Below are 24,865 nucleotides of genomic sequence, written 5' to 3' on the forward strand. Positions count from 1 at the left end.
TAGGTGCACCGGAACCTCGCCCAGCGGCCGTCGGGTGAGGTGACGGACACGACCTGGCGGCACCGCTCATGAACTGGGGGCACGATCCCCTGCACCGACGGCCGCATAGTCCTTCAGCTCCAGCGCGTTCGCTGCCTCGCGGATGGGACGGGACATCTGCTCCAGCACCCGGTTGCGGCCCGGCAGGTACGGCATCAGCTTGATCATCCGGGTGTTGAACCACGCGAACGCCCGGGACTGCGGGATGATCCCGCGCAACGCCGTCTTCGCCAGCGCCTGGTTCTTCTCGATGAACGGCCGCATTGTGGCTTCGTACCGGGACAATGCCGTCGTGATGTCGTCCGAAGTGGCCAGTTCGCCCGCCAAGACGTACGCGCCCGCCAGTGCCAGGCTCGTGCCCTGCCCCGACGCCGGTGACGCGCAGTAGCCCGCGTCGCCGAGCAGCGTCACCCGGCCCGCCGACAGCTTGTCCAGCACGATCTGGCACACCGGGTCGAAGTAGAAGTCGTCCGCTTCGCGCATCGCCTCCAGCAGCTCCGGGATTTCCCAGCCCAGGCCGGCGAACCGGTCCGCCACCAGGTCCTTCTGGCCGTCGACGTCGCGGCGGTCGTAGGTCAGCGGGGGTGCGGTGAACCAGAACGCCGCCTTCGCGTCGGCCGCCCGCGCCGTGCTGTAGACGTTCACCATCTTGCCCGGCGCCGCCGAGTGCAGCAGCTCCCAGCGGTCCAGCTCGAAACTGTTGGGCACCGTCGAGATCGAGATGTAGGCGTCGAAGCGGCGCAGGTAGTCCTCCTCCGGGCCGAACGCCAGCGCGCGGACGCCGGAGTGCAGGCCGTCCGCGCCGACCACCAGGTCGAACCGGCGGGACGCGCCGTGGGCGAACGTCACCTCGACGCCGTCGGGACGCTGGTCGAGGCCGGTGATCCAGTCGCCGAAGACGTACTCGGTGTGCGAGCGCGTGGCGTCGTACAGAATGCGCGCCAGGTCGCCGCGCAGGATCTCGGTGTCGTCGCCGTGGCGGAAGCCGAACGTGTCCGCGTCGAGGGTGGCCAGCTGCTTGCCACGCTTGTTCACGAACGCCGCGCCCCGCATGTCGGTGCTCGCCGCGTGCACCTGCTCCAGCAGGCCCATCCGGCGGACGACGTCGACCGCGACACCGCGGATGTCGACCTTGTAGCCCCCTTCGCGCAGGCTCGGGGCGCGCTCGACGACGGTGACGTCGAAGCCGTGGCGGTGCAGCCAGAAGGCGAGGGCGGGGCCGGCGATGCTGGCGCCGGAGATCAGGATGTTCTTCGTCATGCCCCGAAGGATCGCCCGCGCCGCTGACCGTTCACGAACCGAGCGCGAACCGCCGCTGACCGGCCTCCTCGACCGCCTGCTCGGGCGGCAGTTCGCGGCCGCGGTCGAACGCCTCGGCGTAGGCCCCGGCGCCGAGGCGCGCCCGGACGCGGTCCGTCACCGACGCGACGTCGGGGTCGCCGCTGACCGGCGCGCCGCGCAGGCCGACCGCCACCCCGAGCAGGAACGCGGCCCGCTCGTCCTCGTCACGCCCGGCGAGGACGCCGGCCAGTCCTTCGATCGCCTGGGCCGCGCCGGGCAGGTTCGCGTGTTCCAGCGCCGTGGCCAGGGCTTCCTGGTGCAGCTCGGTCGCCTCCTCGAGGCGGCCTTCGGCGGCCGCCGTCCAGCCGAAGCCGGTGTGGACGCGGATCCGCGTCTCGCCGCCGGTCACCGGGTCGGCGGCCAGGGCGAGCGCCGAGGTGTACCAGCGCCGGGCCGTGGCCAGGTCGCCCGCTCGCCGCGCGAGCTCGCCCAGGCCGCCGCGGGCCCGGGCGAGGGTCACCGGAGTGCCCGCGGCGCGCGCTTGCTCGGCGGCGGCTTCGTAGTCGGCCTTCGCGGCTTCGGCGTCCCCTTGCCGCAGGACGCCGTCGGCGCGGCGGCACAGCAGGTCGGCGGCGTCTTCGGCCGCGCCGAGTTCGGCGGCCAGCCGGACGGACTCGTCCATCAGCTCGCGGAAGAGAGCGTGGTCGCCGCGCCAGTCCGCGAACTCCGCGAGTTTCTCCAGTGCGCTCGCTTCACCCCAGCGGTCGCCCAAGGTGCGGAAGGCGTCCAGTGCCGCCGAAAAGTGCGCTTCGGCTTCGGCGATCCGGCCGCGGTACTGCGCGCCGAGGCCGTCGCCGATCCGTGCGAACGCCCGTGACCACGCGTCCGGGCCGATCAGCGCGGCCAGCCGTTCGCCGTCCTCGGCCTTGGTGCGCGGGGAAAACGCCCACAGCAGGAAGAGGTACGGGTACTCGAGCGGCCCGTCGAGCCGCCGCAGGATCGGCTCGATCGCGACGTCGGTGTCCGAAGCCTGGATCACGCAGACGACGTACTCCTCGGCCAGTCCCGGCGGCGGTTCGGGACCGACGGCGGCGAGCACGGTGTCCGCGATCGGCGTCACCTCGCTCCGCCGGCCGCTCAGCCACCAGTACCAGGACAGGGCCGCGATGAGCCGCAACGCGGTCTCCGGCTCCTCGGTAGCGCTCCAGCGCAGGGCCGCGTGCAGGTCGGCGTGTTCGGCGGTCAGCTCGGCCAGGGCCGTCAGCTGGTCCGCGCCACGCAGTTTCGGCTCGCGGGCCACCGCGAAGTCCAGGAAGTACTGCGCGTGCGCCGCGCGCCGGTCGTCGCCCTGCTCGGCGCAGAACGCGCGGATGGTCTCCAGCATCCGGTACCGGCCGCCGCCGAACTCCACGAAGGACTTCTCGACCAGGCCGGTCAGCACCGCGTCGGCGTCGGGGACGTCGCACACGGCCTCGACCGCGGCCGGCCGGGCGCCGCCGGCGAACACCGCGAACCGGCCGGCCAGCAGCCGCTCCTCCGGATCGAGCAAGTCCCAGCTCCATTCGACGACGCCGCGCAGGGTCCGGTGCCGCGGTTCGGCGGTCCGGTCGCCGCGCGACAGGAGCCGGAACCGGTCGCCGAGCCGGGCGGCGACGTCGTCCGCGGACAGCGACCGCAGCCGGGCGGCCGCGAGCTCGATGGCCAGCGGGAGGCCGTCGAGGGCGGCGCAGATGCGGGTGACCGCGCCCGGATCGGGTGCCGCGCCGGGCGCGACCGCCGCGGCCCGGTCGGTGAACAGCCGGGCCGCGGCGCCGGCGGGCAGCGTGCCGACCGGCACCAGGGTCTCGCCGGTCAGGCCCAGTGCCTCCCGGCTGGTGGCCAGCACGCGCAGGCCCGGGCACTCGCCCAGCAGGCGCCGGACCAGCCGCGCGGCCTCGGCGACGACGTGTTCGCAGTTGTCGAGGACCAGCAGCAACGGCCGGTCGGCGAGCCCGGCCACCAGGCGATCGGCCGGGTCCGCGGCCGCGCCGGGCGTCAGCACGCCCTGTTCACGCAGGCCCAGCGCGGCCAGGACGGTGCGCGGGACCTCGGTGGTCGTCGCGAGCTCGGCGAAACACACCTCGCCCGCCGCCCGGGCCGCGGCTTCGACGGCGAGCCGGGTCTTGCCCGCGCCGCCCGGTCCGGTGAGCGTGACGAGCCGGGCGTCGCGCAGAGCCGCGGTGAGCCGGTCGAGCTCGGCGCGGCCGACGAACCCGGTGAGCGGCACCGGCACCCGGCGGGCCGGGACGGGCGCCGCGGCCCGCAGGACCGCGGTGTGCGCGTCCGCGAGCTCGGCCGACGGGTCGGCGCCGAGTTCGTCGGCCAGGCGCTCCCGCATCTGCGCGAACACCGCCAGTGCTTCGGCGGACCGGCCGCTGCCGTGCAGCGCCCGCACGAGCTGGGCGGTGAGGCGTTCGCGCAGCGGGTGCTCGCCGGTCAGCTCCCGCAGCTCGGCGACGAGCCGGTCGTGGTGGCCGAGCGCCAGCCCGGCTTCGACGCGGTCCTCGGTCGCGGCCAGCCGCAGTTCCGCCAGGCGGGCCGCGCGCGGCGGGTCGGCGAGCCCGTCGAGCGCGGGGCCGCGCCACAACGCGAGCGCTTCGGTGAACAGCCTCAGCTTCGTGGCGGGATCGAGCATTTGCCGCGCTTGTGCGGTGAGCCGCTCGAACCGGTGGGCGTCGACGTCTTCGGGGTCGACGGCCAGCCGGTACCCGGCGGGGGTAAATTCCACCAGGCCGTCGGGCGCGCCGCCGTCGCGCAGGCGGCGTCGCAGCCGCGAAACCTGGGACTGGAGGGCTTCGGCCGCGCCCTCGGGTGGGTGCTCGCCGTGCAGGCCGTCGATCAGCCGCTCGGCGCTGATGACCCGCCCGGCGTCGAGCGCGAGGAGGGCGAGCAGCCCCCGCAGCTGGGGCCCGCCGAGGGCGACCGGGGTCCCGTCGGGACGGCGGGCTTCGACCGGCCCGAGAATGGCGAACTGCACGCCGACGATTCTGGCCCAGCGCGGGGGCCCGGCGGCCGGCTTTCGGTGAATCGGGCCGGCCGGGCCGCAGACACCCGCCGGCCGGCCCCCGCCGAACCGGACCGCCCGGCCCCCAACCAACCGCCGGTCAGCCTGCGGTGATCCGGACCGACCGGTCCCCCGCCTCGAGAAACGGCAGCAGCCGCTCGCCTTCCGCCTCGGTCTCCGCCCGCTCCCCCGCCGCGAGCCGGTCGTGCGGCGTGACCTCCAGGCTCGTTCCGTGCAGTCGCCAGTCCGCACGGTAGAAGCCGTCCGGCAGGAACCGCGCCGGCGCCGGGGTGTCCGGGTCCGGGAGCAGGCCGTCTTCGACGTCGTACAGCAGCTCGCCGGACTCCGCGCGCACCGTCCGCAGTCCCATCGGCTCCACGACCTCCCGCAGCTTCGTCAACCCCGACCACGCCTGGACGTCGGCGACCGACGCCGGCCCGAACGCGCGCAAGCAGCACCGCACGACGTCCTCGATCGGCGGCTTTTCGGCCGGCGGACGGCCGAGCCAGCCGTCCAGGGTCGTGAGCGTGGCCGGGCCGGTCGAGCCCCAGACGCCGCGGGGCGGGAGCTGGGCCGTCGGGACGAAGTAGCCGACCGCGTACGAGAGCGCTTCGGCATCGTGCGCGGCCGTTCCTCGAGCCACGGCCGCCCGGCGGCCGCCACCGCTCGGCGAGGACGAGGTGGACCGTCCCCCCGCATCAGCGACCCGCGCACCGCGCCGAGGTCGGCGTCGCCGATTTCGACGTGGGGGCAGTGCCCGGTGCAGCCGCCTCCCGCCCGGTGATCAGCGCGGCCAGCTCTTCCGGCCGGAACCCCGAGATCCGCGTCCACAACCCGACGTACGGTGCGAGCGGGGCCTGCGCCTGCGTCCCGACCAGGTGCCCGAGCACCGCGGCGACCGGCTGGGCCGTCCGCTCGAGGAGGTGCTGCCGCGCGAGCAGCGCCCGGTTGAGCGCGCGGACGTTCACGGCCGCAGCCCGCGGAAGAACGCGCGGATGTCGGCGACGAGCAGCTCGGGCTCTTCCATCGCCGCGAAGTGGCCGCCGGAAGCGAAGTCCGACCAGTGCGCGATCTTCTCCTCGGGGTCCATGATCCGCCGGACCACCGGCGAGCTGTTGAACACCGCCCAGCCCGCCGGCACGTCCGACGGCGCCAGCCAGCCGTGCCCCGAGTGGGCCGCCTCGTACAGGAACCGGGCCGCGCTCGCGCCGCTGCGGGTGAACCAATAGAGACTGACATTGGTCAGCAGCCGGTCGCGATCGATGCCGTTCCCGCCGGTCCACCCTTCGAACTTCTCCGCGATCCAGGCCAGCTGCCCGACCGGGGAGTCGGTGAGCGCGGCCGCGATCGTCTCGGGCTTGTGCGACTGGAGGTCGAGGTAGCCCCGGCCCGCCTTCCACGCTTCGCGGGCGGCATCCAATTCGGACTGTTCGGCTTCGGACAGGTTCTCCGGCAACGGCAACTGCTCGCCGGCCAGCGCGATCGTGCCGCGATCGCTGTTGACGTGGGTGCCGATGACGCGGTCCGGGTACAGCGCGGCGAGCCGCCCGGTGACGCCCGCGCCGATGTCGCCGCCCTGCGCGGCGAAGCGGTCGTAGCCGAGCCTGGTCATCAGCTCCGCGAACGCGTCGGTCGTGCGGGCCAGCTCCCAGCCGGGACCGCTCAACGGCGTCGAGAACCCGAACCCGGGCACCGACGGGACGACGACGTGGAACGCGTCCGGGCCCGGCTCGGTCAGCGGGCCGATGACGTCGAGGAATTCCGCGACCGAGCTGGGATAGCCGTGCGTGAGCAGCAGCGGCACCGCGTCGGCCTGCGTCGAGCGGACGTGCAGGAAGTGGATGGCCTGGCCGTCGATCTCGGTCGTGAACTGAGGAAACGCGTTGAACGCCGCTTCCTGGGCACGCCAGTCGAAGCCGTCGCGCCAGTACTCGGCCAGCTCGCGCACGACGTCGGTGGGGATGCCGCGGGACCAGTCCGGCACGTCGCCGCGCACGGGCTCGGCGAACCGGGCCGAAGCCAGCCGCCGGTGCAGGTCGTCCAGCTCGGCCTGCGGGATGTCGATGCGGAAGGGGCGGATTTCGTTCGTCATGAGAAGCACGCTAGGAGCTATTGCGGAAGACCTTCTTCCGCGATTCATGCGATCCTCGCAAGATGTTGCAGACCTCCGCCCGCCTCCTGCGGCTGCTGTCGCTGCTCGAAACGCGGCGCGACTGGACCGGCGCCGACCTGGCCGGCCGCCTCGGCGTCACCGCGCGCACCGTCCGCACCGACATCGGCAAGCTGCGCGAGCTCGGTTACCCGGTCGAGGCCGCCCCCGGCGTCCAGGGCGGCTACCGCCTCGGCGCGGGCGCGCAGCTGCCACCGCTGCTGCTGGACGACGACGAAGCGGTGGCCGTCGCGGTCGGGTTGCGGACCGCGACGGGCGTCGCCGGCATCGGCGAGACGTCGGTGCGCGCACTCGCCAAGCTGGAGCAGGTGCTGCCGTCGCGGCTGCGGCACCGGGTGCGGGCGCTGCAGGCCGCGACGGTCGCGGTGCCCGGCGCCGGCCCGGCCGTCGACGCGGACGTGCTCACCGCGATCGCGACGGCGATCCGCGCGAGCGAGCGGCTGCGCTTCGACTACACGAGTCACCAGCGCACCCCGAGCCGCCGCGACGTCGAACCGCACCGGCTGGTCACCTGGGGGCGCCGCTGGTACCTGGTGGCCTGGGACACCGCCCGCGACGACTGGCGCACCTTCCGCGTCGACCGGATGACGCCGAGGGTGCCGAACGGCCCGCGCTTCGCCCCGCGCGAGCCGCCGGAGGGTGATGTCGCGCAGTTCGTCCAGCGCAGCGTGGGCACCGCAACCTGGCGCTTCCACGCCCGGGTGCGGCTGCACGCGCCGGTGGACCACGTCCGGGCGCGGCTGCCGATCGCGGTCGATCTGACGGCCGAGGGCCCGGACCGGTGCGTGGCCGAACTCGGGTCCGACCACGCGCAGATGCTCGGGCTCTACCTCGGCCTGCTCGACGTGGACTTCGAGGTGCTCGACGCGCCGGAGCTCGCCGAGGCGCTGGCGAAGACGGGCGAGCGGTTCCTGCGGGCCGCTAGCGCAGGGAGTCCGCCAGCTCCTGGATGATCGTGAACTGTTCCCGCACGCCGACCTCCATCCCGGACTGCAGGATCGTGTCGCGCAGTTCCTCGCTGCCGGTCTCGGTCAGCAGCTCCAGGCGCGTGCGGTCGCCGTCGAGCGCGGTGAAGGTGACCGTGATGAGCGGGCCGTCCACGGAGTCGAGGTCGACGCCGGGCAGCTCGAACACCTCGGTGTAGACGAGCCGCTCGTCCGGCACGATCTCGCGGTATTCGCCGTGGAAGCCGACCTCGGCGCCGTCGTTCGTCTTCAGCACGTACCGCCAGCGGCCGCCGGGCCGCAGCTCCATCTTGACCTCGGTGGTGGTCCCGCGGTGACCGCTCCACCAGCGGCTCACCAGCTCCGGCGTGGTCCACACACGGTAGACCAGGTGTTTCGGCGCGTCGAACTCGCGCGTGATGAGGATCCGGTCGTCGGCGGGGGTGGTGATCTCCACGTCACTGCTCCTGTTCCTTGAGGTCCTCGAGGATGTCGTCCATCAGGTCGAACCGCTCCGCCCACGTCCGTTCGTAGCGCTTGACCCAGTCGTGGATGGGCTTGAGCGCGGCGCCGTTGAGCCGGTAGAGCCGCTGGCGGCCGTCGCCGCGCACGACCACCGCGCCCACCTCGCGCAGCACCCGCAGGTGCTTCGAGACCTGGGGCTGGGCCAGGCCGAGCAGGTCGACGAGGTCGCCGACCGACCGCTCGCCGTCCCTCAGGACGTCGAGGATCTGCCGCCGCCGGGGTTCGGCGACCGCGTTGAAGGAGTCCGCCGTCGTCGCTGCTCGTGCCACGTGGCCATCATATTCCCATATGGGTATGCGTCAAGCCCGCATCCTGGGCAAGCTGGGCGCGCGCCGGTTCGTCTGCCACGATCGGGCGATGACCAGCCGGGCCATGGGTCCACAGAGGACGGACGCACGCGGCGCCCGGCGCAGCGCCAGCGCGAGCGCCGTGCTGCGGGCGGTGCTCGACGGAGGTCCGATCGCGCGCAGCACCATCGCGCGGCGGACGGGGCTGTCCGCGGCCGCGGTCACCGGGCACACGGCCGAGCTGACCCGGCTCGGGCTCCTGCACGAACTCGTCGAGCCCGAACCGCGCGGGCGCGTCGGACGGCCGCACGTGCCGGTCGACCTCGACACCGGGCGGCACGTCGCCGGCGCGCTGCACCTGGCCGTGCACCACGCCACCGTCGCCCTGCTCGACCTGCGCGGGAACGTGCTGGTCCAGCACGAGGAACCGCACGACGGCCTGGCCGCCGAAGACCTGCTCGCGCGTGCGGCCGAGATCTTCGACGACCTCCTGCTCGGGCACGCCCCGGACCGCGAGCCGCTCGGCCTCGGCGTCGCCACCGGCGGCTGGGTCGACCGCGCGTCCGGCACCGTCGTCGAGCACCCGCTGCTCGGCTGGCGGAACGTGCCGGTCCGCGACTTCCTCATGGGCAGCACCGGGCTGGCGGTGGAGGTCGACGGGCACGCGCGGGCGCTGGTGCACGCCGAACGGCTCTTCGGGCACCCGCGAGCCCGCGACAGCGTCGTGCAGCTGTTCACCGGCAACGTCGTCGACGCCGCGTTCGCCACCGGCGCCGGCGTGCACCACGGACCGCGTTCGGCCGCGGGCGCCGTCGCGCACCTGCCGGTCGACGGCAGCACCGAGCCGTGCCGCTGCGGGCGCACCGGCTGCCTCGAAGCCGCCGTTTCGGAAGGAACGCTCGCTCGCACGGCCGTGGAATGCGGTTTGCTCGAGCGCGCGGACTTTCCGGAATTGCTCGCGCTCGCCGAATCCGGCCATTCCGCGGCGGCCCGGTTGTTCCACGAACGCGCGCGGCTCGTCGGCCAGGCGGCGGCGCTCCTGCTCGAAGTGCTCAACCCGGCCGTGCTCGTGGTGGTCGACCGCAGTGTAACCCGGGTACCCGGCTGCCTTCCCATCATCCGGGACGAGGTCCGCGACCGATCGCGCTGCACCGATCCGGCGGAAACCGTTGTGGGTACCAGCTTCCCGGGTACGGAGCTGGCGACGGCCGGGGGCGCGGTGCTCCTGGACGTGCTCTACGACGACCCGCTCGGTCCGCTGCTGACCGGGTTGCCGCGCGCCTCGTGAACCGGCGGAGTTATTTCACGAACTCGCAAAATTGACCGTCCGCTCGTCGGCTGCGAACAATTGCTCCATCCCCGCCGACTCCCGGAACGGACGAAACCACCGTGAAGAAAACCCTGCCCCTGTTCGCCGCCGCCGTGGTGCTGCTGGCCGGCTGCGCTTCGGCGACGGCCACCGGTGCACCCGGCCAACCCGAGAAGCTGGAACTGCGCTACCAGGGCAGCGCGAACTCCGTGACCTTGCCCGAACTCGCCGAGGACCTGGGCTACTTCGGCCCGGTCAAGCTGAAGTGGGTCGGCAACACGATCAGCGGCCCGCAGGACATCCAGTCGGCGGCCACCGACCAGACCGACTTCGGCGGCGCCTTCACCGGCGCGGTCGTCAAGCTCGTCGAAGCCGGGGCGCCGGTCAAGGCGGTCGTCAACTACTACGGCTCCGACGACCGGACCTTCATCGGCTTCTACACCAAAGAGGACAGTCCGATCCGGACCGCCCGCGACCTGATCGGCAAGAAGGTCGGCGTCAACACCGCCGGGGCGAACCTCGAGGCCGCGCTCGACACGTGGCTGAAGGGCCAAGGCCTCGCCGACGACGAGATCAAGCAGGTGCAGCTGGTCGTCATCCCGCCGGTGAACGCCGAACAGGCCCTGCGCAACGGCCAGCTCGACGTCGCCGCGCTGCAGGGGATCCTGCAGGACCACGCCCTCGCCGCCGGTGGCGTGCGGCCGCTGTTCACCGACGTCGGCGCGTTCGGGCCCTACAACGGCGGCCCGTACGTGCTGCGCACCGACTTCATCAAGAAGTACCCGGAGACCGCGAAGATCTTCGTCTCCGCCGTGGCCAAGGCGATCGAGTGGGAGCGCACCACCCCGCGCGACGAAGTGATCGCGCGCTTCACGAAGATCATCAAGTCCCGCGGCCGCAACGAAAGCACCGACACACTCAAGTACTGGAAGAGCGTCGGCATCACCCACGGGGGCCTCATCTCCGACGCGGACTACACCCGGTGGGAACCGTGGCTGAAGCAGGAGGGCTACCTCAAGCACGACAAGATCGACACCTCGAAGCTCTACACCAACGAGTTCAACCCCTACCGCGACGGCGCCCCGGCGGTGGCCAAGTGATCAGCATCCGCTCGGTGACCAAGACCTTCGGCGAGCTGACCGCCCTCGACGACGTCTCCCTCGACATCGCCGACGGCACGTTCCTGTCCCTGGTCGGCCCCAGCGGCTCGGGCAAGTCGACGCTGCTCGACCTGCTGGGCGGGCTCACCACCCCGACATCGGGCGAGGTGCTCATCGACGGCGAGGCGGTGCGCGGCCCCGGCCTCGACCGCGGGGTCGTCTTCCAGCAGTACGCGCTGTTCCCGTGGCGCACGGCCCGCGCGAACGTCGAGTTCGGCCTCGAAGGCGGGTCGCTCGGGAAGCGGCAGCGGGCGGAGCGGGCGCGCGAATACCTCGCCCTGGTCGGGCTGTCCGGCTTCGAGGACCGCTACCCGCACGAGCTGTCCGGCGGGATGAAGCAGCGCGTCGCGATCGCCCGCAGCCTCGCCTACGACCCCGCCGTGCTGCTGATGGACGAACCGTTCGCCGCACTCGACGCGCAGACCCGCGAGCAGCTGCAGGAGGAGCTGCTGCGGATCTGGCGCCGCACCGGCAAGACGATCGTCTTCATCACCCACGGCATCGACGAGGCCGTCTACCTGGGACAACAGGTCGCGGTGCTGACGTCGCGGCCCGGGCGGCTCAAGGCCGTCGTCGACGTCGACCTCGGCGACCGCACCGGGGACGTGCGCTCCGGGCCCGAGTTCGGGCGGCAGCGCCACCGGCTCTGGGAACTGCTGCACGACGAGGTCCGCAAGGCGGCCGAACACGAACGGAGCGCGGCCCGATGACCACCACCCTGGAGGCACCGACCGTCCACGTCGGACTCACGACCTCGGCGAGGAAACCCCCGCGGTGGCGGAAGAGACTCACCCGGGCGGTGCACGCGTCCGCCGCGATCGTGCTGTTCGTCGCGCTCTGGGAGCTGGTCCCCCGGTTCGTGCTCGACGAGAGCACGCGGACGTTCCTGCCGCCGCTGTCGGAGGACCTGCGGGCGCTGTGGGACCTCGCCCTCGACGGCGAACTCGCCGACCACCTGCTGGCCAGCATCGGGCGCTCCGCCGCCGGGTTCGCCGTGGCCGTTGCCGTCGCAGTGCCCCTTGGCCTGCTGATCGGCTGGTACCGGCCGGTGGCGCGGTTCCTGCAGCCGCTGCTGGAGCTCGCCCGCAACACCGCCGCGCTCGCGCTGCTGCCGGTGTTCACGCTGCTGCTGGGCATCGGGGAGCTGTCGAAGGTCACCCTCGTGGTGTACGCCTGCGTGTGGCCGGTGCTGCTCAACACGATCGCCGGGGTCAACACGGTCGACCCGTTGCTGGTCAAGGCGGCCCGTTCGCTGGGGCTGTCCAGTCCGCGGCTGTTCCGGAAGGTGATCCTGCCCTCGGCGGTGCCCACGGTGTTCACCGGCATCCGGATGGCCGCGTCCTACTCGATCCTCGTGCTGGTGGCCGCGGAGATGGTCGGCGCCAAGGCCGGGCTCGGCTACCTCATCAACACGAGCCAGGTGAACTTCCAGATCCAGCAGATGTACGCCGGGATCATCGCGGTCTCGCTGCTCGGCGTGCTCGTCAACGCCGGTTTCGTCGCCCTCGAACGGCGGTTTTCCACCTGGCGCCCCAAGGAGAAGCCATGATGCACCTCAACGCGTTCGTGATGCCGAACGGCCACCACGAAGCCGCCTGGCGGCACCCCTCGACCGACCCGCACCGGGCGCGGACGCTGCAGCACTACGTGGACATCGCGCGGACCGCCGAGCGCGGCAAGCTCGACTCGCTCTTCCTCGCCGACGGCGTCGCCCTGTGGGGCAACGTCAAGCACAACTCGCACAGCCACTTCGAACCGCTGACGCTGCTTTCGGCGCTCGCCGCGTCCACGGTCCACATCGGACTCATCGCCACGGCGTCGACGACCTACAACGAGCCCTACCACCTGGCCCGGAAGTTCGCTTCGCTCGACCACCTCTCCGGCGGCCGCGCGGGCTGGAACATCGTCACCTCGGCGGGCATCGACGAGGCCCGGAACTTCAACCTGGCCAAGCGCCCGTCGCACGACGCGCGGTACGACCGGGCCGAGGAGTTCGTCGAGGTCGTCAAGAAGCTGTGGGACAGCTGGGATGACGACGCGGCGGTCGTCGACCGGGCGGGCGGCGTCTACGCCGACACGGACCGCATCCGCGCGATCGAGCACGACGGGCCCCATTTCCAGGTCCGCGGGCCGCTCAACATCGAACGGCCACCCCAGGGGCACCCGCTGCTCGTGCAGGCCGGGTCGTCGGAGACCGGCAAGGAGTACGCGGCCCGGCACGCCGAAGCCGTGTTCACCGCGCAGCAGACCTACGCCGAAGGCAAGGCGTTCTACGACGACGTCAAGGGCCGGCTCGCCCGGTACGGCCGGACCCCGGACGAACTCAAGATCCTCCCCGGGATCTCGCCGATCCTCGGCCGCACCGAAGCCGAGGCCCGCGCGCGGGAAGCCGAGCTGAACGCGCTGATCATCCCGGACTACGGGCTGCGGCAGCTGTCGAAGATGCTCGACCACGACGTCACCGGCTACCCGCTGGACGGCCCGCTGCCCGACGTCGGCAGCTTCACCGAGGGCGGCCAGAGCCGGTTCGACCTGGTGGTCGGCCTGGCCCGGCGCGAGGACCTGACCATCCGGCAGCTCCTCGAAAGGCTGGCCGGCGGGCGCGGGCACCGCGTCTTCGCCGGCACCCCGGCGCAGGTCGCCGACGAGCTGGAGGCGTGGTTCCTCGGCGGCGCCGCCGACGGCTTCAACGTCATGCCGCCCACCCTGCCCGGCGGGCTCGACGACTTCGTCGACCTCGTCGTCCCGGAACTGCAGCGGCGCGGGCTCTTCCGCACCGAGTACTCCGGCACCACCCTGCGCGAGCACTACGGCCTCGCGCGTCCCGCCAACCGCAACCGAGTGAAGGAGCCCGCATGACCACCATCGGCACCGACGTCCGCAAGCTGACCGGGAGGATCGGCGCCGAGATCGTCGGCTTCGACCCGGCCGGCGACCTCGACGCCACGCAGGTCGCGTTCCTGACCGACGCCCTGCACGAGCACAAGGCGCTGGTGTTCCGGAACGCCCGGCTCGACGACGAGGGCCAGCAGCGGTTCGCCGCGCGCTTCGGCGAGCTCACGAAGGCCCACCCGACGGTGCCCGCCGTCGAGGGCGCGCCGACGATCCTGCCCGTCGACAGCGAGCGGGGCCGCGCCAACCACTGGCACACCGACGTCACCTTCGTGCTGAACCCGCCGAAGGCCAGCACGCTGCGGAGCCTGGTCGTGCCGCCCTACGGCGGGGAGACGCTGATCGCGAACGCCGCCGCGGCCTACCGCGACCTGCCGGAGCCGCTGCGCGCGTTCGCCGACACGCTGCGGGCGGTGCACACCAACGACTACGACTACGTCCAGCCGCCGGAGACGGTGGACGAGCAGGAGCGGGCGCGGCGGGAGCAGTTCGTCTCGCGGAAGTACCGGACCGTCCACCCGGTGGTGCGGGTGCACCCGGTGACCGGCGAGCGCGGCCTGTTCATCGGCGGGTTCGCCCAGCGCATCGAAGGCCTGTCGGTGACCGAGTCGCGGGACCTGCTGCGGCTGCTGCAGTCCTACGTCACGCGGCCGGAGAACGTCGTGCGCGTGACCTGGGAGCCGGACCAGCTGGTCCTGTTCGACAACCGGATCACCCAGCACTACGCGATCGACAACTACGACGGCCTGCCCCGGCGGCTGAACCGGGTCACGGTGGCCGGGGACGTGCCGGTGGGCATCGACGGGCGGCCGAGCGAGTCGCTCGAAGGCGACGCGTCGCACTACACCTCCGTCGCCTAGTTGGCTCCCGTCCGTGCCCGGGTACCCGGGCACGGACGGGAAGGAGTGCGAACGTGGTCAGTGTGCAGGCGAAGGTCAGGATGGTGTTGCTGCGGGCGTCGGGCCAGAAACGGTTCTACGACGACGCCTCGGCGTTGCACCACCGGCTGCCGCGGCACCAGAAGCCGTCGATGGCGCGGCCGCCGCGCAAGATCCGGCGGCGGGTCGACGTCGAAGAGCACGACGTGCGCGGGTTCCCGTGCTTCACCTTCCGGCCGCGGGACGGCCGGGCGGGCGACCTGCACGTCCTGCACCTGCACGGCGGCGGGTACGTCGAGCAGGTCGAGAAGCACCACTGGCAGTACGCGGCGGACGTGGTCGCGCGGCTCGGCTGTGCGGTGACGCTGCCGGTGTACCCGCTGGTCCCCCACCACGACCACACCGCCACCATCCCGGTGGTCCAGGCCGCCTACGACGAGATCGAAGCCGGGCGGCTCGTGGTGACCGGTGACTCCGCGGGTGGCGCGCTGGCCCTGGCGATCGCGCAGAACCTGCGTGCGGACGGCCGGCCGCAGCCCGAGCGGCTCGTCCTCTATTCGCCCTGGCTCGACGTGCTGCTCGAGGACCCGGTCTCGGAGCTGCTCGACGAGACCGACCCGATGCTCGGCATCGCCGGGCTGCGCGAGGCCGGCCGGATGTACGCCGAAGGCACGGACCCGCGCGACCCGCTGGTCAGCCCGATCCACGCCGACCTGACCGGGCTCGCCCCGATCACGCTGTTCATCGGCACCCGGGACGTCCTGCTGCCGGACGCCCGCCGCTTCGCCGGGCGCGCCGCCGAAGCGGGCGTCGAGCTGGACTACCGCGAATACCCCGGCATGTTCCACAACTGGCTCATGCAGGCGATCCCCGAAGGTCGCGAGGCGATGAACCACGTGGAGCGCCTCCTGCGGCGGCGCCCGGTCAGCGCCCGTTGCGCGCCAGGTCCCGGAAACAGTCCCACGCGCGGCTGACCAGCGCCGGGTGCGTCCGCAGATCGATCACCGTGCGCGCCAGGGCGGCCGCCGAGGCCAGCATCGCCGCCCGGCCGCGCGGGCTCGCCGCCGCTTCCGCGAACTCCGGCGTGTGGTCCGACTTCTCCTCCGCCGTGATCGCGACGAACGGGTGGATCGCCGGGACGCGGACACTGACGTTCCCGATGTCCGACGAACCGAGGAAGACCCCCGGCGCCGGTGGGGTCGCGTGGATCCCGCGCGCCGCCAGGTGCTCGGTGAACCGCTCCGACAGCACCCGGTTGTCGCGGAAGTGCGCGTACCCGCGGCCGAGGCGTTCGACGTCGACCTTCGCCCCGGTCGCCAGCGCCGCGCCTTCCGCGCACGTCGTCACGTCCTCGGCGAGGCGGTCCAGCGCGTCGGTGGTCAGGGCGCGGAGGCCGAACCGGCCTTCGGCGCGGTCGGGGACGATGTTCGTCGCCTCGCCACCGTGGGTGATGATCCCCTGGACGTGCGATCCGGCGGGCAGCCGCTGGCGCAGGGCCGAGACCGCGCCGAACGCCTGGATCAGCGCGGCGAGGGCGTCGATGCCGTGCTCCGGGTCGCCGGTCGGGTGCGCCGCCCGGCCGTGGAAGGTCACCTTCAGCTCCACCTGCGCGGTCAGCGGCGCCCACGACCACGAATGGACGCCGGGGTGCACCATCAGGGCCGCGTCGACGTCGTCGAAGACGCCCGCCTCGGCCATCGCGACCTTGCCGCCGCCGCGTTCTTCGGCCGGGGTGCCCACCGCGAGCAGCGAACCCGGAGCGTCTCCCAGGACGTCCTTGGCGGCCAGCGCGGCGCCCAGGCCGGCCGCCGCGATCAGGTTGTGCCCGCAGGCGTGCCCGAGGCCGGGCAGGGCGTCGTATTCGAGCAGCAGCGCGACGCAGGGACGTCCTTCGCCGGCGCGCGCGACGAAGGACGTGGGCAGCCCGGCGATCCCGGTTTCCACCGCGAAGCCGTCCGCGGCCAGTTCGCCGGTGAGCCGCTCGGCGGCGGCGTGCTCCTCATAGGACAGTTCCGGCCGTTCGTGCAGCGCCGTGGCGACGGCCCACAGCCGCTCGTCCAGGTGCTCGATCCGCTCGTCCGCCCGCTCGTGCAGCTCCTCGTGCCACTCCATGCCCTCCGGAATACCCCAACCACGCAGGGCCACGCCACCGGGGTGTTACGTGCGTGTTTCGCGCGAGCCGCGTCCGGCTACCCGGCGGAATGGACCACAGCAAAGCACCGGTGCTCGAGGCGCTGCGCGACTACCACAGCGCCGGCTACGTTCCGTTCAACGCGCCCGGCCACAAGCAGGGCCGCGGCATCGACCCGCGGGTACTGGAGATCGTCGGGGCCGACGTCTTCAAGTCCGACGTCATCGCGCTCAACGGCCTCGACGACCGGCTGATGCGCCAAGGCGTGCTCGCCGAAGCCCAGGAGCTGATGGCCGACGCGGTCGGCGCCGAGCACACGTTCTTCTCGACCTGCGGCAGCTCGCTTTCGGTGAAGAGCGCGATGCTCGCCGTCGCCGGCCCGCACGAAAAGCTGCTGGTGCCCCGGCACGTCCACAAGTCGGTGATCTCCGGGCTGATCGTCAGCGGCGTCCGGCCGGTCTGGGTGCGGCCCCGCTGGGACGCCGGGCGGCACCTGAGCCACCCGCCGGGCGTGCGGGAGTTCGCGGAGGCCTACGAGAGTGACCCCGAGGTCAAGGGCGCGCTCGTGGTGACCCCGACCGACTACGGCACGGGCGGCGACCTCCGCGCGATCGCCGACTGGTGCCACGAACGCGGGCTGCCGCTGATCGTCGACGAAGCGTGGGGCGCGCACCTGCCGTTCCACGACGGCCTGCCGCCGTGGGGCATGGACGCCGGTGCCGACGTGTGCGTCACGAGCGTGCACAAGATGGGTGCCGCGGTCGAGCAGAGCTCGGTCTTCCACCTGCAGGGCGACCGCGTCGACCCGGCCGTGCTGAAGGCGCGGGAAGACCTCCTCGGCACCACGAGCGCGAGCTCCCTGGTCTACGCGGCCCTCGACGGCTGGCGGCGGCAGATGGCCGAACAGGGCAAGGACCTGCTCGACGGCGCCCTGACGCTCGTCGAGTCGGTGCGCGGCCGGCTGACCGAGCTGGGCGTGTCGGTGATGCACGACGAGTTCCTCGGCCCCGACCTCGCCGACTCGGTCGACCCGCTCAAGGTCGTGCTCGACCTCGACCCGCTCGGCATCAGCGGGTACCAGGCCGCCGACTGGCTGCGCGAGCACCGGCGCGTCACCGTCGGACTGTCCGATCACCGCCGGATCGTCGCCCAGTTCACCCACGCCGACGACGAAGCGACCGCGGGCACGCTGATCAACGCCGTCGACGCGCTGGTGAAGGTCGCGCCCTCGTTCGAGAAGCCGCCGAAGGTGGATCTGCCCTCGCCGCGCGAGATGGAGCTGGAGACGGCGATGCTGCCGCGCGACGCGTTCTTCGGCCCGGCCGAGCAGGTGCCCGCGGCGGAGGCGGCCGGCCGGATCGCGGCCGAGATGATCACGCCGTACCCGCCGGGGGCACCCGGTGTGCTGCCCGGCGAGGTGATCACGCAGCCGATGCTCGACTACCTGCGCAGCGGCCTCGCGGCCGGCATGGAGCTGCCCGACCCGGCCGACTCCGCGCTGAAGTCGATCCGGGTCGTCGCCAAGCACTGAACCCCGGCGCAGTGAATGACTCATTCCTGGCGTCCGATGCCGGGAATGAGTCATTCACTGCAGGTCCGGGCCCGGCAGTCAGGCCTTGGCGCTCTTGAGGTCCAAGGGGTTCTTCGGCGCGGCCGAGCGGGCGTCGATCATCCGCTGCCCCAGCTCCTGCAGCTGCTTGCGGCCCATCGCCGAGCGGACCTCGGGGAACCACTCGTCCTCCTCCTCTTCGACGTGGTGGCGGACGTTCTCGGTGAGCACCGTGACCTTCGCGTCGAAGGTCTCCTCCTTCGGGTCCATGCCGTGCAGTTCGGACAGCATCCACACCACCACGTGGTGCTCCTCGACGCTCTCCAGGATGTGGTCCTTCGTCTGCGGCACGGCTTCCCGCGCCGCCGGGTAGAAGATCTCCTCCTCGATGTAAGCGTGGACGGTCAGCTCCTCGATGATGGAGTCGGCGATCCGGCGCTTCTCGTCGTACGCGTCCTCCCCCGCCTTCTCGAATTGCTTGAAGAGCTTCTCCACGGTCTTGTGGTCGTTTTTGAGCAGCACGATGGCGTCGGTCGACATGACCGGTCGAATACCCGCTCACCGCGCCGGAAAACGCCGTTTGCCGGAACCGCCGCACGGGTATCCAGCCGGTTCCCGAACCCCAGGAGAACACCGGTGAACCAACCGACAGGCGACGTGCTGACGTTCGGCATCGAAGAGGAGTTCTTCGTCGTCGACCGCCGAGGGCACCTGTCCCACGCCGGCGACGACGTCGTCGACGCGGCGGAAGCCGCCGGCGACGACCAAGGCGAGCTGCAGCACGAACTCACCCGGTCCCAGGCCGAGGCGGCCACCGATGTCTGCCGGACCCACACCGAAGCGCTGCGCCAGCTGCGCGGGCTGCGCGAAGACCTCGCCGGAGCCGCCCGGCGGCGCGGGTACCGCGTGCTGCCCGCCGCGTCCCCGCTGCTGTTCGAAGCGGACCCGCCGGTCATCACCCCGAACCCGCGCTACGAGCGGATGGCCGAGCACTTCGGCGCCACCGCGCGGACGTCGCTCACCTGCGGCTGCCACGTCCACGTCGCCATCCCGGACAAGGAGAGCGGCGTCCAGGTCCTGAACCGGATCCGGCCGTGGCTGCCCATCCTGCTCGCGGTGACGGCGAACTCGGCGATCTCCGACGGCTACGACACGGGCTACTGCAGCTGGCGCTACCAGCAGTGGAGCCGCTGGCCGTCGGCGGGACCGCCGCCGCGGTTCGCGTCGCTGGACGAGTACGAAAGCATCGTCGACGGCTGGCTGCGCGCGGGCTCGATCCTCGACCGCGGAATGATCTACTGGGACGTGCGGCTGTCGGACAAGCAGCCGACGCTGGAGTTCCGCATCGCCGACGTCGCCGCGGTGCCGGAAGACGCGGTGCTGCTGGGCGTGCTGGCGCGCGCCCTGGTCGCCACCGCGCTGGCCGAGGACGCACCCGCGCCGCACCTGTCGAACGAGGTGCTCCGGGCCCAGCTCTGGCGCGCGTCGCGCGAGGGGGTCACCGGCTGCTGCCCGCACCCGAAGAGCGGGGATTTGGAGCCGGCGAAGGTGGTGCTCGACGACCTGGTGGCGCTCGTGGCCCCCGCCCTGGAAGCGGCCGGCGACCTCGACTTCGTCTGGGAGGGCACAGCCCGCCTGGCCGCCGAGGGCGGCGGCGCCGACCGGCAGCGGCGCCGGTTCGCCGAACGGAACCGCGCCGAAGACGTGGTCGACCTCCTCACCGGCGACTAGCTGAGCCGGTGCCCACGTTCACTCGGATGGCGGGCAACCGCCTACCGGTGCGAGGGGAAGCGCACACGTGGGTCGCTGGATCACCAAGAACGGAAACCGGATCTACATCGAAAGCGGTGCGGGTCCGCTGGTGGCGGTCGCGACCGCGGCCGTCCTTGCCGGAGGTGGCGTCGCCGGGGTGAGTGCGGGCGGCCTGTCAGCGGGGGGTGGCGGCGTCGGGACAGGAGCGGCATCCGAGGTTTTCGCCGGCAATGCCGCCGGTGACGTCGTCGATTCCCTGCCGGGACGGTCGATCAAGACCCGCCGGGCCGAAGGCCGCGAGTCGGCGAAGAAGGGCAAGCCGGGCGAGGCGTGGAGCAAGTTGAAGGTCAAGCAGCTCAGGCGGCAAGTACACGACCTCGAGCATGCGGCCGAGTGTGTCGCGGCCTCCACGGACGAAGTGCGGGAGTTCCTGATGAGAACACCGTGTTCGTCCCTGCATCGGATGCTGCTGGCCGTCGGTGACGGGCACGGCGACGCCGCGGTCATTTCGGTGGTGCGCGTCGGCTTCCGCAGCAAGAAGCAAGCCGCCGCGTTCGAAAAGGTGGAGCGGGTGCAGGGCAGCGGAGATGTGCGGCCACTGGACGTCGCCGTGGTGCTCGGAGTGGCCGGAGTGAAGATGACCGGGCTGCACTACGCCTCCCGCCCGGAGGGCTACGGGATGGTCGTGGCCGAAGCCGACAACGCCACCGGTCACTTCGACGGCGAGACACTCGACGCGCTGGCCGACGTCGCCTCCTGGATGTCCCTCAAGAAGTGACATCCCCGTCGCACGGGTCACCCAATGGGGGTGTTCGCCTGACGCCCTACCCCTGAAGCCGGTCGAGCAGTTCGAGCGCCCGGACCGCGGCCCGCGAGCCGCCGGGGTCGACGACCAGGTGGACCCCCGCAGCCTCGGCGTGGCGGTGGGCGCGCAGCAGGACGCGGATGCCCGCGGCGCCGAGGAACCAGACCTGGCCCAGGTCGATCCGCAGGACGCCGGGACGCGCGCGGAGGTGCTCGTCCAGCACGGCCGCCAGGCGGGTCACCGAGCACAGGTCCACTTCGCCCAGGACCTCCACCACCACCGCGTCGGGGGTCTTCCACCGGATCCGGCTGCCCAGGTCGCTTTCGGACGGGGCGCGGGGCGCGGGCAGGCGGTGCACCGGCGGGGTGACCGGGGTGGCCACCCCGGTCACCCGCAGCCGCTCGTGGGTCGTCATGGGTGCGAAGTACCCGCGGCTCCCTCGCGATGAAACCAGCCCGGGGCCCGGACGCATTTACGCCACCGGAACGGGTAACCCCAGCCGGTCCGGAAGGAGCCCGCCCATGTCCGACGGCCCGCCCACGATGGGTGTCGAAGAGGAGTTCCTCCTCGTGAACCCCCGCACGGGGCACGCGTCGCCGTGCGCCGAACCGGTGCTGGCCCGGTACCGCCACCACGGGCCGCTGCCCGACGGCGTCCGGGTGCACCGGGAACTGCGGCTCACCCAGCTCGAAGCCGCCACCGGCGTCTGCACCACCGCCGACGAGCTCCGCCACCAGCTGACCGCCGCGCGCCGCGTGCTGGCCGGCGCCGCGGCGGCCGAGGACTGCGCGCTCCTGGCCGTCGGCACGCCGGTCGGGCCCGGACCGGCCACGGAGCCGCCCGCGAGCACCGGCCGGTACGCCGAGATCGACGCCACCTACGGCGGCGTCGTCGCCGACTACGAGGCCTGCGGGTGCCACGTCCACGTCGGGGTGCCCGATCCCGACACCGCGGTCGCCGTCGTCAACCACCTCGGCCGGTGGCTGCCCACCCTGCTCGCCCTCTCCGGCAATTCGCCGTTCGACCACGGCCGGGACACCGGCTACGACAGCTGGCGGATGGTGCTGCAGTCCCGCTTCCCCGGCGCCGGCGTCGCCCCGCACCTGAGCGGGCACGCCGAGTACCGCCGGGCCGTCGAGACGCTGGTCGGCTGCGGCGCGCTCGTCGACCCGGACCAGACCTTCTGGCTGGCCCGCCCGTCGGGCCGGTTCCCCACGGTCGAGTTCCGGGTCGCCGACACCGCGCTGACCGTCGACCACGCGGTGCTGCAGGCCCTGCTGAGCCGGGCGCTGGTGCAGCGGGCCCTGGCCGATCTCGCCGGCGGCCGGGAAGCCACGCCGTTGTCGCCGCAGGTGGCCGCGGCCGCGGTCTGGGCCGCGGCGCGCCACGGCCTCTCCGGGGACCTCGTCGACGCCGCTGCGGAAACCCGCCGTCCGGCGTGGACGCTCGTCGACGAACTCCTCGCGCACGTCCGGGCGCCTCTGGAAGAGAGCGGTGACCTGGCCGAGGTCCGGAAGCTCGTCGACGCGGTCCGCGACGGTGGTACCGGCGCCGCGCAGCAGCGCGCCGTCGCCGATCGGGAGACGGCGGCCGCGGTGCGGTGGCTCACCGCGGCGACGGTGCCCGTAGCGCATGGAACGCTGCTGACCGGGTAGCCGGGACCATGACGACTTCCACCACTGCCGGAGCGGCCACCCTGCCGGCCGTCCGGGGCCCGCTCTCGGAGTCGGTGCTGTCCACGTTGCTGCGCGAGCACCCGCGGGCGGACCTGGACTTCGACGGCCTCGCCGACGCCGACCCGCTCGGCGACGACCTCCAGCTGGCGTTGCACCTGTGCTACGAACTGCACTACCAGGGCCTGCCCGGCGTGTCCCCCGACTGGGAATGGGACCCGGAACTGCTGCGCCTGCGCGGGGCGCTCGAGGCGCGGTTCCTCGCCGCGCTCCGCGAAAACGTGGCCGGCGGCGACGACGTCACGGCCGCCCTCGACGCCCTGCTGGTCGAGCCGATCGACGTCGAAGGCGTTTCGCACTACCTGCGCGACCACGGCGACTGGACGCAGCTGCGCGAGTACTTCACGCACCGCTCCGTCTACCACCACAAGGAAGCCGACCCGCACGCGTGGGTGATCCCCCGGCTGCGCGGCCGCGCCAAGGCCGCGCTGGTGGCGGTCGAGTTCGACGAGTTCGGCGGTGGCCGAGCGGAGCTGATGCACGCGCGCCTCTACGCCGACCTGCTGCGCGCGGCCGGCCTGCCCGACGGCTACCTCGAACTCATCGACCGGGTTCCCGGCTCGATGCTGGCGGTGGTCAACATGATGTCGCTGTTCGGCCTGCACCGGTCGCTACGGGGTGCGCTGTGCGGGCACTTCGCGGCGGCGGAAATCACGACGGCACCGTCCGCGCAGCGGATGGACCAGGCCTTGCGGCGCCTGGACGCGCCGGAGGCGTGCCGGTTCTTCTACACCGAGCACATCGAAGCGGACGCGGTCCACGAGCAGGTCATGCGCCACGAAGTGCTCGGCGACCTGCTGGAGCAGGAGCCCGGGCTGGCCGCCGACGTCGTGTTCGGCATCCAGGCGACCGAGTTCCTCGAGGGCCGCTTCGGCGAGCAGGTGCTGAGCCGCTGGAAGGTCGGGAAGTCCTCACTGCGCACCTGACGACGGCAATGGCCTCCCGGATCCCCCGGGAGGCCATTTCGTCAGTCGTCGGTCTGCGTGCGGACGCGTTTGCGGTGACTGGTGTCGCAGAACGGGAACCGCTTGCTGCGGCGGCACGCGCACACCGCGACCACGAACCGGTCGGACCGCACGAGCTCGCCCTCGGGCGTGCACAGCTCGACCGGCCCCTCCACCAGGACCGGGCCGCCCGGGACGACGGTCACGCGACGGGGACCCCGCTCAGCGGTCGGCACGCAGCACCACCAGCTCCTCCACCCGCTGGCCCGGCTCGATCAGCCCGGCCGCCTCGAGAAAGTCCGTCCGGCCGGACAGGACCGGCCCGAACGGGATCCGGGCGCGCCGCACCACCGATGCCCGAAGCCCTTGCGCGGCCAGCATTTCCCGGGACTTGTCCACATCGGACAGTGTGGAGTGGACGAGCAGCATGGTCCCGCCCGGGCGCAGCAGCGTGCCCGCGGCGGCGCACAGCGGGTCCAGTAGCGCGCGGCCGTCCGGGCCGGCGTCCCAGCCCCGGGTGGACCGGACGGTCGGCGCCGGGGACGGCACGTAGGGCGGGTTGGCGACGACGACGTCGAACGGGCCCTCGCGCAGTGCTCTGGCGAGGCCTCCCCGGCACGGGCGCACGGCGAGCTGCCGGATCAGCGCGTTGAGCCGCGCCGAGGCCAGCGCCCGGCGCGAAAGGTCCACGGCCAGCACGGTTCCCGCGCCGCGGCGGGCCAGCGTGATCGCCTGCGCGCCGGTGCCGGTGCACAGGTCGAGGGCCCGCGCGCCGGCCGGGATCGCCAGTTCGGCGATCGCCGACGCGAGCAGGGCGGTGTCTTCCTGCGGGCGGTAGACGCCGGGCAGCCGCAACATCCGCGGGGCGGCCGGCACCGGCTGGTGGACGACGGACCGGGCGGCCAAGGGGCCCGGGCGGACGGGTTCCGCCGACGTGGTCATCTGGGTCTCCTTCACTCGCCGCGGTCCCGGCGCGATCGCCGGCGGACAACCGCGTCGCTCCCGGGCTTACCCGGCGATCATCGCGGCAAACGCCGGCGGTTGAGCCGGGCGCGTGCGGGTATCCGGTACGGAAAGGACCTGGGAAGGAGGCACGAAATGACATCCGAAGAGCGCACCCAGCACCCGACCGACCCCGCCGAAGGCGCCCGCGGCGACGACCCGCACGGCGACACGCCGGAAGCCCAGCGCGAGACGCTGCGCGGCGAGCAGGGCACGTCGAGCGGCGACGAGCACGACGACAGCGACCCGCAGTCGGGCTGACCGCGGCCGCAACGACCTGGCGGGCACAAAGCGGGGGTCGCGGTTGGTTTTTTCCGACCCGGCCCCCCCGGTTGCGCGTCGGGGGGAGGCGGAGGCGGACACGAACGGCGGCCGGGCCACCCACCCCCGGGACGAATGCACCCACAGGTGGTAGGTGTGG

26 protein-coding genes are annotated in these 24,865 nt (G+C 72.7%); 14 read left to right on the top strand and 12 right to left on the bottom strand.

The window, feature by feature from the left end; translation table 11 throughout:
• Positions 1-66: 66 nt before the first annotated feature.
• From AB0F52_RS47360 to AB0F52_RS47380, 5 genes are all read right to left on the bottom strand, one after another.
• Complete coding sequence (locus AB0F52_RS47360) at positions 67-1,299, bottom strand: FAD-dependent monooxygenase (RefSeq protein WP_360185794.1); 1,233 nt, start codon at positions 1,297-1,299, stop codon at positions 67-69.
• 31 nt (positions 1,300-1,330) lie between these two features.
• Complete coding sequence (locus AB0F52_RS47365) at positions 1,331-4,336, bottom strand: BTAD domain-containing putative transcriptional regulator (RefSeq protein ID WP_360185797.1); 3,006 nt, start codon at positions 4,334-4,336, stop codon at positions 1,331-1,333.
• A 127-nt stretch (positions 4,337-4,463) separates the two neighbouring features.
• A complete protein-coding gene (locus AB0F52_RS47370; RefSeq protein WP_360185857.1) occupies positions 4,464-5,129 on the bottom strand; it encodes a crosslink repair DNA glycosylase YcaQ family protein in 666 nt (221 codons plus the stop codon).
• Positions 5,062-5,331: a crosslink repair DNA glycosylase YcaQ family protein gene (locus AB0F52_RS47375; RefSeq protein WP_360185799.1), complete on the bottom strand. Its 270-nt coding sequence runs from the start codon at positions 5,329-5,331 to the stop codon at positions 5,062-5,064. Before AB0F52_RS47375 ends, AB0F52_RS47370 begins: the two co-directional genes overlap by 68 nt.
• Positions 5,328-6,455: an epoxide hydrolase family protein gene (locus AB0F52_RS47380; protein ID WP_360185802.1), complete on the bottom strand. Its 1,128-nt coding sequence runs from the start codon at positions 6,453-6,455 to the stop codon at positions 5,328-5,330. The genes AB0F52_RS47375 and AB0F52_RS47380 overlap by 4 nt, the downstream gene beginning before the upstream one ends.
• A gap of 62 nt (positions 6,456-6,517) precedes the next feature.
• Here AB0F52_RS47380 and AB0F52_RS47385 point away from each other — a divergent pair, with 62 nt between their 5' ends.
• Entirely contained in the window at positions 6,518-7,486 is a 969-nt protein-coding gene (locus tag AB0F52_RS47385; RefSeq protein ID WP_360185804.1) for a YafY family protein, read from the top strand.
• Here AB0F52_RS47385 and AB0F52_RS47390 read toward each other — a convergent pair.
• Both AB0F52_RS47390 and AB0F52_RS47395 read right to left on the bottom strand, forming a co-directional pair.
• Positions 7,455-7,934, bottom strand: coding sequence for an SRPBCC family protein (locus AB0F52_RS47390; protein WP_360185807.1), 480 nt, complete (start codon positions 7,932-7,934; stop codon positions 7,455-7,457). The two genes, AB0F52_RS47385 and AB0F52_RS47390, sit on opposite strands and share 32 nt — an antisense overlap.
• A gap of 1 nt (position 7,935) precedes the next feature.
• Positions 7,936-8,271, bottom strand: a complete 336-nt coding sequence (locus tag AB0F52_RS47395; RefSeq protein WP_360185810.1) for a metalloregulator ArsR/SmtB family transcription factor — start codon at positions 8,269-8,271, stop codon at positions 7,936-7,938.
• Between the two features lie 88 nt (positions 8,272-8,359).
• Between AB0F52_RS47395 and AB0F52_RS47400 the strand changes: the two genes are divergently transcribed.
• The 7 genes from AB0F52_RS47400 to AB0F52_RS47430 all read left to right on the top strand — a co-directional run bounded on the left by AB0F52_RS47400 (position 8,360) and on the right by AB0F52_RS47430 (position 15,502).
• Positions 8,360-9,577: an ROK family protein gene (locus tag AB0F52_RS47400; protein ID WP_360185860.1), complete on the top strand. Its 1,218-nt coding sequence runs from the start codon at positions 8,360-8,362 to the stop codon at positions 9,575-9,577.
• Positions 9,578-9,678: 101 nt separating this feature from the next.
• Entirely contained in the window at positions 9,679-10,698 is a 1,020-nt protein-coding gene (locus AB0F52_RS47405) for an ABC transporter substrate-binding protein (RefSeq protein ID WP_360185812.1), read from the top strand.
• The gene (locus AB0F52_RS47410) at positions 10,695-11,468 is read left to right on the top strand and encodes an ABC transporter ATP-binding protein (RefSeq protein WP_360185815.1); all 774 of its coding nucleotides are present in this window, start codon (positions 10,695-10,697) and stop codon (positions 11,466-11,468) included. Before AB0F52_RS47405 ends, AB0F52_RS47410 begins: the two co-directional genes overlap by 4 nt.
• Complete coding sequence (locus AB0F52_RS47415) at positions 11,465-12,307, top strand: ABC transporter permease (RefSeq protein ID WP_360185818.1); 843 nt, start codon at positions 11,465-11,467, stop codon at positions 12,305-12,307. Before AB0F52_RS47410 ends, AB0F52_RS47415 begins: the two co-directional genes overlap by 4 nt.
• Positions 12,304-13,617, top strand: a complete 1,314-nt coding sequence (locus AB0F52_RS47420) for an LLM class flavin-dependent oxidoreductase (protein ID WP_360185820.1) — start codon at positions 12,304-12,306, stop codon at positions 13,615-13,617. Before AB0F52_RS47415 ends, AB0F52_RS47420 begins: the two co-directional genes overlap by 4 nt.
• A complete protein-coding gene (locus AB0F52_RS47425; RefSeq protein WP_360185822.1) occupies positions 13,614-14,510 on the top strand; it encodes a TauD/TfdA family dioxygenase in 897 nt (298 codons plus the stop codon). The genes AB0F52_RS47420 and AB0F52_RS47425 overlap by 4 nt, the downstream gene beginning before the upstream one ends.
• A 53-nt stretch (positions 14,511-14,563) precedes the next feature.
• Positions 14,564-15,502, top strand: coding sequence for an alpha/beta hydrolase (locus AB0F52_RS47430; protein ID WP_360185825.1), 939 nt, complete (start codon positions 14,564-14,566; stop codon positions 15,500-15,502).
• Here the strand turns inward: AB0F52_RS47430 and AB0F52_RS47435 are convergent.
• Positions 15,453-16,640 (bottom strand): amidohydrolase, encoded by a 1,188-nt coding sequence (locus tag AB0F52_RS47435; protein WP_360185828.1) that lies wholly within the window; start codon positions 16,638-16,640, stop codon positions 15,453-15,455. The two genes, AB0F52_RS47430 and AB0F52_RS47435, sit on opposite strands and share 50 nt — an antisense overlap.
• Before the next feature lie 89 nt (positions 16,641-16,729).
• On the opposite strand from AB0F52_RS47435, the gene AB0F52_RS47440 reads away from it, so the two are divergent.
• Complete coding sequence (locus AB0F52_RS47440; protein WP_360185862.1) at positions 16,730-18,190, top strand: ornithine decarboxylase; 1,461 nt, start codon at positions 16,730-16,732, stop codon at positions 18,188-18,190.
• A gap of 78 nt (positions 18,191-18,268) precedes the next feature.
• Here AB0F52_RS47440 and AB0F52_RS47445 read toward each other — a convergent pair whose 3' ends face one another.
• On the bottom strand, positions 18,269-18,748 hold the full coding sequence (locus tag AB0F52_RS47445) for a hemerythrin domain-containing protein (RefSeq protein ID WP_360185831.1): 480 nt from the start codon (positions 18,746-18,748) through the stop codon (positions 18,269-18,271).
• Positions 18,749-18,844: 96 nt separating this feature from the next.
• Here AB0F52_RS47445 and AB0F52_RS47450 point away from each other — a divergent pair, with 96 nt between their 5' ends.
• Together AB0F52_RS47450 and AB0F52_RS47455 are read left to right on the top strand one after the other, a co-directional pair.
• The gene (locus AB0F52_RS47450) at positions 18,845-19,939 is read left to right on the top strand and encodes a glutamate--cysteine ligase (RefSeq protein ID WP_360185833.1); all 1,095 of its coding nucleotides are present in this window, start codon (positions 18,845-18,847) and stop codon (positions 19,937-19,939) included.
• A 67-nt stretch (positions 19,940-20,006) separates the two neighbouring features.
• A complete protein-coding gene (locus tag AB0F52_RS47455; RefSeq protein ID WP_360185836.1) occupies positions 20,007-20,738 on the top strand; it encodes a hypothetical protein in 732 nt (243 codons plus the stop codon).
• A gap of 46 nt (positions 20,739-20,784) precedes the next feature.
• Here AB0F52_RS47455 and AB0F52_RS47460 read toward each other — a convergent pair whose 3' ends face one another.
• A complete protein-coding gene (locus tag AB0F52_RS47460) occupies positions 20,785-21,180 on the bottom strand; it encodes an STAS domain-containing protein (RefSeq protein WP_360185838.1) in 396 nt (131 codons plus the stop codon).
• 106 nt (positions 21,181-21,286) lie between these two features.
• Between AB0F52_RS47460 and AB0F52_RS47465 the strand changes: the two genes are divergently transcribed.
• Positions 21,287-22,420 carry a glutamate--cysteine ligase gene (locus AB0F52_RS47465; protein ID WP_360185841.1) on the top strand — a complete coding sequence of 378 codons (1,134 nt, stop codon included), beginning with the start codon at positions 21,287-21,289 and terminating at the stop codon, positions 22,418-22,420.
• An 8-nt stretch (positions 22,421-22,428) separates the two neighbouring features.
• Positions 22,429-23,424: an iron-containing redox enzyme family protein gene (locus tag AB0F52_RS47470; RefSeq protein ID WP_360185844.1), complete on the top strand. Its 996-nt coding sequence runs from the start codon at positions 22,429-22,431 to the stop codon at positions 23,422-23,424.
• Between the two features lie 41 nt (positions 23,425-23,465).
• On the opposite strand, the gene AB0F52_RS47475 is transcribed toward AB0F52_RS47470, so the two are convergent.
• Positions 23,466-23,678, bottom strand: coding sequence for a CDGSH iron-sulfur domain-containing protein (locus tag AB0F52_RS47475; protein WP_103338993.1), 213 nt, complete (start codon positions 23,676-23,678; stop codon positions 23,466-23,468).
• Entirely contained in the window at positions 23,665-24,384 is a 720-nt protein-coding gene (locus AB0F52_RS47480; protein WP_360185847.1) for a methyltransferase, read from the bottom strand. Before AB0F52_RS47480 ends, AB0F52_RS47475 begins: the two co-directional genes overlap by 14 nt.
• A gap of 156 nt (positions 24,385-24,540) precedes the next feature.
• Between AB0F52_RS47480 and AB0F52_RS47485 the strand changes: the two genes are divergently transcribed.
• Positions 24,541-24,705 (top strand): hypothetical protein, encoded by a 165-nt coding sequence (locus AB0F52_RS47485; protein WP_360185849.1) that lies wholly within the window; start codon positions 24,541-24,543, stop codon positions 24,703-24,705.
• Positions 24,706-24,865: the final 160 nt, after the last annotated feature.

The sequence above is a fragment of the Amycolatopsis sp. NPDC024027 genome, from assembly GCF_040638975.1.
In the GTDB taxonomy this organism is placed as follows: Bacteria; Actinomycetota; Actinomycetes; order Mycobacteriales; family Pseudonocardiaceae; genus Amycolatopsis.

Excerpts from the sequence above, each read along its gene's own strand:
- AB0F52_RS47435 (WP_360185828.1), bottom strand. The coding sequence starts at position 16,640 with ATGGAGTGGCACGAGGAGCTGCACGAGCGGGCGGACGAGCGGATCGAG.
- AB0F52_RS47460 (WP_360185838.1), bottom strand. The coding sequence starts at position 21,180 with ATGACGACCCACGAGCGGCTGCGGGTGACCGGGGTGGCCACCCCGGTC.
- AB0F52_RS47425 (WP_360185822.1), top strand. The coding sequence starts at position 13,614 with ATGACCACCATCGGCACCGACGTCCGCAAGCTGACCGGGAGGATCGGC.
- AB0F52_RS47445 (WP_360185831.1), bottom strand. The coding sequence starts at position 18,748 with ATGTCGACCGACGCCATCGTGCTGCTCAAAAACGACCACAAGACCGTG.
- AB0F52_RS47400 (WP_360185860.1), top strand. The coding sequence starts at position 8,360 with ATGACCAGCCGGGCCATGGGTCCACAGAGGACGGACGCACGCGGCGCC.
- AB0F52_RS47470 (WP_360185844.1), top strand. The coding sequence starts at position 22,429 with ATGACGACTTCCACCACTGCCGGAGCGGCCACCCTGCCGGCCGTCCGG.
- AB0F52_RS47465 (WP_360185841.1), top strand. The coding sequence starts at position 21,287 with ATGTCCGACGGCCCGCCCACGATGGGTGTCGAAGAGGAGTTCCTCCTC.
- AB0F52_RS47485 (WP_360185849.1), top strand. The coding sequence starts at position 24,541 with ATGACATCCGAAGAGCGCACCCAGCACCCGACCGACCCCGCCGAAGGC.
- AB0F52_RS47360 (WP_360185794.1), bottom strand. The coding sequence starts at position 1,299 with ATGACGAAGAACATCCTGATCTCCGGCGCCAGCATCGCCGGCCCCGCC.
- AB0F52_RS47380 (WP_360185802.1), bottom strand. The coding sequence starts at position 6,455 with ATGACGAACGAAATCCGCCCCTTCCGCATCGACATCCCGCAGGCCGAG.
- AB0F52_RS47385 (WP_360185804.1), top strand. The coding sequence starts at position 6,518 with ATGTTGCAGACCTCCGCCCGCCTCCTGCGGCTGCTGTCGCTGCTCGAA.
- AB0F52_RS47420 (WP_360185820.1), top strand. The coding sequence starts at position 12,304 with ATGATGCACCTCAACGCGTTCGTGATGCCGAACGGCCACCACGAAGCC.
- AB0F52_RS47440 (WP_360185862.1), top strand. The coding sequence starts at position 16,730 with ATGGACCACAGCAAAGCACCGGTGCTCGAGGCGCTGCGCGACTACCAC.
- AB0F52_RS47480 (WP_360185847.1), bottom strand. The coding sequence starts at position 24,384 with ATGACCACGTCGGCGGAACCCGTCCGCCCGGGCCCCTTGGCCGCCCGG.
- AB0F52_RS47415 (WP_360185818.1), top strand. The coding sequence starts at position 11,465 with ATGACCACCACCCTGGAGGCACCGACCGTCCACGTCGGACTCACGACC.